This window comes from Microcystis sp. M109S1 (genome assembly GCF_020247025.1).
GTDB lineage: Bacteria > Cyanobacteriota > Cyanobacteriia > Cyanobacteriales > Microcystaceae > Microcystis.
Genome location: NZ_JADBRW010000325.1, coordinates 1 through 5,455, shown reverse-complemented (window position 1 = coordinate 5,455; position 5,455 = coordinate 1). Strand labels below are relative to the sequence as shown.

The window sequence follows — 5,455 nt, the reverse complement described above, 5'->3', positions numbered from 1 at the left end:
GTGGGAATGTCTTTTCTGTGGAACTTTTCATGATCGAGATGTAAACGCTGCGGTAAATATCAAGGTCGCCGGAGGACATTCGGAGACTTTAAACGGACGGGTCGGAAAGCGTAAGACTTCTGTTAAAGAAGCAGCATCCCGGGTCGCGTCAACCCCATTCAGCGACCACCCTAAAAAAGTGGCGTGGTGAGGAATCGCCGTCCGTTTTACGGCGGCGAGGATGTCAATGCAGGAGAAATGATCGGGGCGTAATCTAGTACGTCTATGGGAAAGTCAAGAGTCAATGGGAATCGAGATGGTATAAAGTATCTAGTCAGGCCTGATATGTTTCTGTGGAAAAATTAGATAAAAATCCTACTCTTTAAATATTCGCTGGATAAATAATGACTCAATCTAACTCTAATAGCCAATTGAATCCACCGATTAAACCGAAAGGTGTTCGCAAAATTAGAACCCTAATTGAAGGCTTTGATGAGATCACTCACGGTGGTTTACCCATGGGGCGAACTACCTTAGTGAGTGGCACTTCTGGCACGGGAAAAACCCTGCTTGCCGTTCAATTTCTCTACCACGGTATCAAGTATTTTGACTATCCGGGCCTGTTTGTTACTTTTGAAGAATCTCCCACCGATATTATCCAAAATGCCTATAGTTTTGGTTGGGATTTAGAAGAATTAATTGACCAGGGTAAGTTATTTATTCTCGATGCTTCTCCGGATCCGGAAGGTCAAGAGGTGGTGGGTAGTTTTGATCTTTCGGCCCTAATCGAGCGCATTCAATACGCAATTACCAAATATAAAGCCAAACTGGTATCAATTGACTCTGTAACTGCCGTTTTTCAGCAGTACGAAGCGGTGTCAGTGGTGCGGCGAGAAATTTTTCGGCTCGTCGCCCGGTTAAAATTATTAGGAGTGACTTCAATTATGACCACGGAACGTATCGAAGAATACGGAGCGGTGGCGCGTTTTGGTGTAGAGGAATTTGTCTCTGATAATGTGGTAATTATGCGGAACGTGCTAGAGGGAGAAAGACGACGCAGAACCGCGGAAATCCTCAAATTACGGGGAACAACCCACATGAAGGGCGAATATCCCTTTACTATCACCAATGATGGCATTAATATCTTCCCCCTCGGTGCGATGCGCTTAACTCAGCGCTCCTCTAATGTCCGCATTTCTTCGGGAGTAAAAACCCTCGATGATATGTGTGGGGGCGGTTTTTTCAAGGATTCGATTATTTTGGCTACAGGAGCAACAGGTACGGGTAAAACTCTCTTAGTCAGTAAATTTCTGGAAGAAGGCTGTCGGCGCGGTGAGCGGGCGATTTTGTTCGCTTATGAAGAATCTCGCGCCCAATTGTCCCGAAATGCTTCTTCTTGGGGGATCGATTTTGAGGAGATGGAACGTAAGGGATTATTAAAATTGTTGTGTTCTTACCCCGAATCGGCGGGATTAGAAGACCATTTACAGATGATTAAGTCGGAAATCTCGGAATTTAAACCCTCTCGTATTGCCATCGATTCTCTATCGGCGCTCGCGCGCGGGGTGACAAATAATGCTTTTCGGCAATTTGTGATCGGGGTGACAGGATACGCCAAACAGGAGGAAATTACGGGATTTTTCACCAATACCACCGACCAATTTATGGGAGCGCACTCGATCACCGAATCCCATATTTCTACGATTACCGACACGATTTTAATGTTGCAGTATGTGGAAATTCGCGGCGAAATGTCGCGAGCGATTAACGTCTTTAAGATGCGCGGTTCTTGGCACGATAAAGGGATTCGTGAATATACTATCAGTCAGGACGGGGCCGATATCAAGGATTCTTTCCGCAATTACGAGCGGATTATTAGTGGTTCCCCGACTAAAATTAGCGTCGATGAAAAGAGTGAATTATCGCGGATTGTTCGCAATGTACGCGAAAAATTACAGGATGAATAATCGGGAGTTGACTGATTGAGATTATTTTGAAGGGCGATCGGGTAAAGTCGGTCTTAAGGAAAATAACCACCAGATCAACAAACCTAATATAATCCAGAGAATATCTTTAACCCGGCGAATTACAGAAATCGCTAAACCTAATTCGAGACTACCAGTTAAGGAAGCACCCAGCAGCACTAAAGAACCTTCTAAAGTACCGATATTAGCGGGAATAAAAAAGGTTCCAGCGCGCACTAATTGGGCAACAGAATCGAATAACCAAGCATCGGCAAAACTGATCGGATGTTGGAGAAATTGCATTAAAACATAGATTTCTAAAACTCCGAGAGGCCAATTGAGAAAACCGACGATCAAGCCATTTCTAAATAGTGGCAGATTCCGGTAAAATTCCCCTAAACGATCATCGACACTGCGAAGATTTTCTAAAGGTTTAGCTAGGCGATCGCCTAAAAAAGAATGACCTAATCGATTAACTATTCGGGAGGATAAACGGAATCGCTGAATCAAGAAAAATATCAGGATACAACTGGAGAATATAGCAAGACTTAATCCGGTAAAAGTTTTAAAAGAATTGGAGAATTTTTGGGAAGCTAGGAGCAGAAAAAAACCGATAATTGCAAAGAAGACAAGGGAAGCAGTATTTAATGTCTTGGTCAGAATAATCGAGGCACTGGTTTCTTTATAGCTAATCTGATAGTGACTTTTCAACATCACTGCTTTAAAACCTTCTCCTCCCAAAGAAGCGAAGGGAGTCACGCGATTAAAGGCTGCCCCTACCATGTAAATTAATAATAGGCGAATTGTCCATCGAGGTTGGATAGGAATGCTTTTAAAAGTTAGTTGCCAAGTAAAAACATCGGTGAGGAATTCTAGGAAATAAAAAATAATTACTAATGTCATTCCCCACCAACCGACTAGGGTGATTTGTTGCCACACTTCTTGTAGATTGGTTTGACGTAAAATTACCCCTAGTAAAACAAAACCTAAACCCAGAAAGATAAATTTAATATATTTCATATTAAATTATGAATTATTAATTATGAATTATTAATTATGACTGATGACTTATCACTGATAACTGATAACTGATCACTGATGACTGATAACTGATAACTGAAAAAGCTGATAACTAAAAATAATTCCAACGTTGAATAAATGGTAGCCAATGGGATGTGACTAACTCGATCGCTTTTGCATCTGGGGGATAATTATTTTTTTTATATCCTTGCAGACTGCTGATATATTTCTCAAAGCGAGGCATAGCCATTTTTAAGTCGGGAAGTTGCAGTTGATCGTAAATTTTCTCGATTTGTGCTAGGGGGTCTTTTTCTAAATCTTCAAAACGAATTTCTACAAAACTATCGGCGGGTAAATCGGCACTATCTCGCAGGAGAGAATTGATCATTGGGGGATAACTTTTCAGAATTACCTGCTCGATTTCATCCGTGGATAAATTATCGTAGGATTGCAGTGCTAGTTCCGGTAGGATGCGGGTAAAAAAGTGGCGGGTTGAGGGAAAAACTAGATAGGGATTGCGGTAGATATGAATAAATTTAGCATCGGGCCAGATAGCTCGCAATTTGGCAATGTGTGCCGTATAAACGTGGTTTTTGATTAGTAATTGTTTGCCTCTTTGATGAATGGAAACTTTTTTTAATAGATGAACGTGCCAACGCTGCCAAGTGGCGATTTCCCCCTTGCTGCAGCCCTGAAAAAAAACCCCTCGCTCGAAATGATACTGAAAACGTTGGGGAAAGTATAAACCATGGTAGTAGGAAAGGGGGATCATGCTGGCTAGGGCGATCGAATCTTCTTGGGGTGAATCGGGAGTAACAGCGACGTTATCCACATGGCGATCGCTCGGTAGGGCTAATTCTAGCAGCGGTTGTAATAAGCGGACGATACCGAGGATATCCCAGGGTAATCCCACCGCTAGGGGCGAAATATAGCCAAAATGCTCCGATTGACCGAGTAAATTGTGCAGATGGGTCGTGCCGCTGCGCCAATAGCCGACAATAAAAATGGGTGCTTTTACCTGCACGCGGCGCTCATAAAACCCTGTCATTAAAATCCGTTCTAGGGTAGAAAAAGGCAGTCGCGCCAGGGTAACTGCCAGCGCCAGGGTTGCTGGGGCCAAATTGGGGCGATCGATGCCGCCATTGGTCAAAAATAAACGAAGGAGAGTGCTAAGGTTACTACCGCAGAGGGGATGAAACAAACTGGACATATTAACTATTTTTGGGCGGTTTTTTGGCGGATAGCTTGGCTGGCTAAGGTTTTGCCGAATTCCCAAGCGGCCCCGGGGAGGCGGTGAGCATCAGCGACCACATCTTTAACGGCGGTGACAAGCCAACGGCAATCCTCATCGGAGAGGGTAAGGGGGGGATAAACTTGATGATAAGCTAAACGGCGCTTAACCTGCATGATCCAATAGCTATAACCCTTTTGGAGTCTATATCGGTGATCCGAAGTAAAAGCCGTTTAGCTTATTCATGCCGTGGCCGGAAACCTGCGAGAGAATTTGATGGCGGGTAAAGAGGGGAACGACAATTAACTGGGAAAATAACCCTTTATTGGCGGTTTCTAGCATTTTCCAGGCGGCTTTTAATGACCAACTGCTCGGTTCGGCAAATTCCAAGGCCATCATCATACCCAATCCCCGCACTTCCTGCAAACATTCGTACTGATCTACGAGGGGCTGTAGTTCTGCGATAATTTGTTGACCGATTACAGCCGAGCGCTCCACTAATTTTTCCTCCTCGATTACCTGTAAAGTGGCGATACCGGCGGCCATGGCCAGATTATTTTTCCCAAAAGTGCTACCGTGAACCACAGAACGGTCCATGCGATCGAATGCTTGATCGAAGATCCAGCGACGACAGAGAACCGCTCCCACTGGCACAAAACCGCCCGAAAGAGCCTTGGCAACGCATAAAATGTCTGGTTCTACCCCCCAATGTTCCACAGCCCAAATTTTGCCAGTCCGGCCTAAACCGGTCTGCACTTCATCGGCTACAAAAAGAGTGCCTTGACACTCCCCGCTCTAAAGAGACGGGGATTCTTGGTTCACAGAGATTACTTGCGAAAGACAGAATTGCTTCTGAAAAAGTAGAAGTATTCTCTCCCCAAGCGTTTCTTGGATCTAGCCCAAAGGTTCCGGTATGCCCTACCGTACTTAGTCCCCTTTTAAGGATGTTGATTGCGGCGTTTTCATCCCTATCCAAAACACATCCACACTTGCACTGATGGGTTCTAGTCGATAAAGATTTTTTGACAGTTTCACCACAGTTTGAACAGTTTTGGCTTGTATAATTCGGTGCGACAGCAATCGTTATCTTCCCGAATTTAACCCCAAAATACTCTATCCACTCCCGAAACTGATACCAGGCCGCATCATTTATCGATTTAGCTAGACAATGATTCTTGACTAAGTTCTTAACTCTTAAATCCTCGTAGGCTATCACATCGCTAGAGTGAACTACGCACCTTGCTAATTTCACAGCAAAGTC

At 44.1% G+C, this 5,455-nt stretch carries 3 protein-coding genes and 4 pseudogenes; 2 read left to right on the top strand and 5 right to left on the bottom strand.

Going from position 1 to position 5,455, the window contains the following annotated elements; genetic code table 11:
* Positions 1-190: pseudogene (locus IM322_RS16405) on the top strand (RNA-guided endonuclease TnpB family protein); the annotation flags it as partial.
* A 193-nt stretch (positions 191-383) separates the two neighbouring features.
* Positions 384-1,946 carry a circadian clock protein KaiC gene (kaiC, locus tag IM322_RS16400; protein ID WP_002760201.1) on the top strand — a complete coding sequence of 521 codons (1,563 nt, stop codon included), beginning with the start codon at positions 384-386 and terminating at the stop codon, positions 1,944-1,946.
* Positions 1,947-1,967: 21 nt separating this feature from the next.
* Here kaiC and IM322_RS16395 read toward each other — a convergent pair whose 3' ends face one another.
* From IM322_RS16395 to IM322_RS16375, 5 genes and pseudogenes are all read right to left on the bottom strand, one after another.
* The gene (locus tag IM322_RS16395) at positions 1,968-2,963 is read right to left on the bottom strand and encodes a lysylphosphatidylglycerol synthase transmembrane domain-containing protein (protein ID WP_287675810.1); all 996 of its coding nucleotides are present in this window, start codon (positions 2,961-2,963) and stop codon (positions 1,968-1,970) included.
* A 112-nt stretch (positions 2,964-3,075) separates the two neighbouring features.
* Complete coding sequence (locus IM322_RS16390; protein WP_287675812.1) at positions 3,076-4,173, bottom strand: sulfotransferase family protein; 1,098 nt, start codon at positions 4,171-4,173, stop codon at positions 3,076-3,078.
* Positions 4,174-4,178: 5 nt separating this feature from the next.
* Positions 4,179-4,334, bottom strand: a pseudogene (locus tag IM322_RS16385) (aspartate aminotransferase family protein); the annotation flags it as partial.
* A gap of 96 nt (positions 4,335-4,430) precedes the next feature.
* Positions 4,431-4,974, bottom strand: a pseudogene (locus IM322_RS16380) (aminotransferase class III-fold pyridoxal phosphate-dependent enzyme); the annotation flags it as partial.
* A 15-nt stretch (positions 4,975-4,989) separates the two neighbouring features.
* Positions 4,990-5,455, bottom strand: a pseudogene (locus IM322_RS16375) (RNA-guided endonuclease InsQ/TnpB family protein); the annotation flags it as partial.

Excerpts from the sequence above, each read along its gene's own strand:
- IM322_RS16395 (WP_287675810.1), bottom strand. The coding sequence starts at position 2,963 with ATGAAATATATTAAATTTATCTTTCTGGGTTTAGGTTTTGTTTTACTA.
- kaiC (WP_002760201.1), top strand. The coding sequence starts at position 384 with ATGACTCAATCTAACTCTAATAGCCAATTGAATCCACCGATTAAACCG.
- IM322_RS16390 (WP_287675812.1), bottom strand. The coding sequence starts at position 4,173 with ATGTCCAGTTTGTTTCATCCCCTCTGCGGTAGTAACCTTAGCACTCTC.